This is a genomic window from Candidatus Angelobacter sp., from assembly GCA_035607015.1.
Lineage (GTDB): Bacteria > Verrucomicrobiota > Verrucomicrobiia > Limisphaerales > AV2 > AV2.
The window spans coordinates 1-2,745 of record DATNDF010000438.1 but is presented as its reverse complement, the minus strand read 5'-3'; the positions used below and the strand labels follow the sequence as shown (position 1 = coordinate 2,745).

4 protein-coding genes are annotated in these 2,745 nt (G+C 62.4%); all 4 read left to right on the top strand.

Annotated elements, in window-relative coordinates; genetic code table 11:
- The first annotated feature begins 183 nt into the window (after positions 1-183).
- The 4 genes from VN887_17705 (at position 184) to VN887_17690 (ending at position 2,576) form a co-directional block, all read left to right on the top strand.
- Positions 184-420, top strand: coding sequence for a hypothetical protein (locus tag VN887_17705; GenBank protein HXT41848.1), 237 nt, complete (start codon positions 184-186; stop codon positions 418-420).
- A 730-nt stretch (positions 421-1,150) separates the two neighbouring features.
- Positions 1,151-1,342 (top strand): hypothetical protein, encoded by a 192-nt coding sequence (locus VN887_17700; GenBank protein ID HXT41847.1) that lies wholly within the window; start codon positions 1,151-1,153, stop codon positions 1,340-1,342.
- Positions 1,343-1,518: 176 nt separating this feature from the next.
- On the top strand, positions 1,519-1,905 hold the full coding sequence (locus VN887_17695; protein HXT41846.1) for a hypothetical protein: 387 nt from the start codon (positions 1,519-1,521) through the stop codon (positions 1,903-1,905).
- A gap of 284 nt (positions 1,906-2,189) precedes the next feature.
- Positions 2,190-2,576 carry a hypothetical protein gene (locus tag VN887_17690; GenBank protein ID HXT41845.1) on the top strand — a complete coding sequence of 129 codons (387 nt, stop codon included), beginning with the start codon at positions 2,190-2,192 and terminating at the stop codon, positions 2,574-2,576.
- The last annotated feature ends 169 nt before the right edge of the window (positions 2,577-2,745 follow it).

The window sequence follows — 2,745 nt, the reverse complement described above, 5'->3', positions numbered from 1 at the left end:
TTGTGCAAATGCCAATCATCGCGTCAATACAACCACTGGTGTTTTTCGCCGAAAAGACAGCTTGACGGCCTGTCACGGGCGACCGCCGCGCCTGGTCTCATGCCGCTCCGGGCGCGCGCCGTTGCCGGAACCTGGGCCGCTGGTTGCGGTTGAAGCTGCAGCCATCCACCCGGAGACATGTTCATGAGAACCGTATTCGCTGCGTTCGCTATCGCCGCGCTGGCGCTGGCGTCCACCGCCGCCGACGCCAAGGGCTGCATCAAGGGCGCCATCGTCGGCGGCGCTGCCGGACATTTTGCCGGTCATCACGGCGTGCTCGGTGCCGCCGCCGGCTGTCTCTACGGCCGCCACGTCGCCAACAAGCGGGAACGGGAGCAGCAGCGGCACGGCCAGCCGCAGGACGCGCAGGGGAAGATGTGAGCGGGGGTGAGCCACGCGTCGTCACCCGTCTCGTTTCTGATTCGATTTTCAAACAGCAACTTGTCGTCATTGCGAGGAGCGAAGCGACGAAGCAATCCATAGCGCCACATGCGGCACAATGGAGAGACGCACAGCTTTGCAGTCCCGCGGCGCGATCTGCGTCCGGGTCTTGCGAACGTCACCCTCGAAAGGAGGGCGCAGGAAAGCCGGGTGCCGATCGCACCCGTGGGCCCCGTGCAACAAAAAAGCACGGGGGTAGGACCACAGGTGAACCGGAGCAACGCCGGCTTTCCCTGCGCAGTGGTTTACGACTTACTTCGCGCTCTCCCAGGTGACCGGGCTTTCTTGCCACCTTCATCGGCGCGATGCGCTAGCATCGTCGCCAACTTGACGCCAGCATCGGGGCGCCAGGACCACACGACTTCGCCGTCCGCGCGTTCAGGCGTCGTCTCTCGCCGTCACCCGCGTCCACCGCATCCCACCGCAACGTTCGTGACGTGCGCAACGCCCCTCTTATCGGGCGGGATGCGGGGAGAAAATCATACATTTCCGAAAAACGGAAGAGAAATATTTTTGCGCCGAGGGCTTGCACGCGGCGAACATATTGGAGGATTTCGCGAAATCAGATTTTTGGCGCGGCGGCGCGAACCACGCAAATGTTCACGCCGTTTCGATCCGGGAACGACGCCTGCGGATGTCGCGTTGGCTCTCTGAGCAGCGGAGACGACCAATGACCAAGCCGCGCAAGAAGATCATCAAACCCGTTCCCGAGGATGCGCAGAGTCACAAGGGACCCGGCAGCACGCCCGCGGTTCCCCTTGATACCACCAAGGGTCACCGTGACGACGAGAAGCACAATACCCGCGAACAGGCCGAGCAGGGCAATCTCGTGCAGAATACAAGCCACAAGCGGTCGGGATGACTTCGGTCGTCATTCCGGGATGGTCCAAAGGACCAGACCCGGAATCTCGAGATTCCGGGTTCGATGCTTCGCATCGCCCCGGAATGACGTAGCTGACACGTGACACACATCACGTCGCACCCCCCTCGCGCTCCTCTAGGTTTGGCTCGAATCGGACCCACGCTGGAGCCGCCGCCATGAACACCATTTCGGACTCGAAAAGGCCGTCGCAAAACCGGCTCGAAGGTTTTGTGCTCACCGCCCTGTTCCAGGGGCTTCCCATCTACGCCACGGCCGTGCTGCTGCTGAAGGTCTCGGGCACGAACGCGATCGTCGGCGCGGGCGGGATCACCGTGTTCTTCGCCGTGGCCGCCTCGCTCGTCTACGCCATGCTGACGCCATGGATCGGGTCGAAATTCCCGAATGCCTTCAAGAACGGTTACGAGCCGCTGTTCTTCGATTCCAGCCTGTCCTTTTCCGAGAAGATCGCGCGCTGGCGCGTGCAGCCGAAGGCCTCGCTGCAGCTCGTGACGACGCTGCTGACCATGTCGGTGCTGGCGGTCGGCGCAGCGAGCATCGGCTGATTTTCGATCTGCCGGCAGGGAGACCTGTCCGGCAAGTTGCGGCTGCTTCGGTTGAGGATGTGGCGGATGCGCTCCGAAACCGCGGCAGCCGCGTTAAGGCACCGGCAATAGTTTGGCTGTCATTCCGGGGCGACCCGCAGGGTCGAACCCGGAATCTCGAGATTCCGGGTCTGGTCCTTCCGGACCATCCCGGAATGACGCAGACGGCGTGTGATGCGCGTCATGCCTGCTAGCGGCCACTTTGTTCTAGCGTGGCGGCATCCGTGAATTGGAAAGCCGCCATCATGAACACCGTTCCCGAAACGAAAATGCTTGAAAAGAACCGCCTTGAAGGCTTTCTGCTCAGCGCCGTGTTCCTGGGCATGCCCACCTATGCCGGCGTCGTGCTGATGCTGAAACTGTTCGGCTCGCATCAGGCCATCGTTGGAAGCCCCGGAGCGGCGATCTTCGTCGTGCTGGCCTCCCTCTTTCACGCGCTGGTCATGCCGTCGCTCTGGAAGAGATTCCCGAGCTTTGTCAGGCATGGCCATGAGCCGCTGTTCTACGACGCGCGGCTGTCGCTCTCCGAAAAGATCGCGCAGTGGCACAGCCAGCCCGCGGTGTCCGCGCAACTCGCGACCACCGCGATCACGCTGTCGCTGCTGGCGATTGCGGTGGTGTGCTTTCGGTAGCTCCGCGCGTCATTCCGGGGCAGCCCGTCCTGAGCTCGGAGTTCATTTCGCCACAAAGGAAATACCGAGGGGTCCTTCATACTCGGTGAGAAACGCTTCGGCTTTCGCGCGTCTCGGCACCCTGCCAGTCGCGCCGATGACGGGACGCTTTGGTCTCCGTAAGACGATT

What these genes read in the sequence shown, in the direction of transcription:
- VN887_17700 (HXT41847.1), top strand. Translation starts at nt 1,151, where the DNA reads ATGACCAAGCCGCGCAAGAAGATCATCAAACCCGTTCCCGAGGATGCG.
- VN887_17695 (HXT41846.1), top strand. Translation starts at nt 1,519, where the DNA reads ATGAACACCATTTCGGACTCGAAAAGGCCGTCGCAAAACCGGCTCGAA.
- VN887_17690 (HXT41845.1), top strand. Translation starts at nt 2,190, where the DNA reads ATGAACACCGTTCCCGAAACGAAAATGCTTGAAAAGAACCGCCTTGAA.
- VN887_17705 (HXT41848.1), top strand. Translation starts at nt 184, where the DNA reads ATGAGAACCGTATTCGCTGCGTTCGCTATCGCCGCGCTGGCGCTGGCG.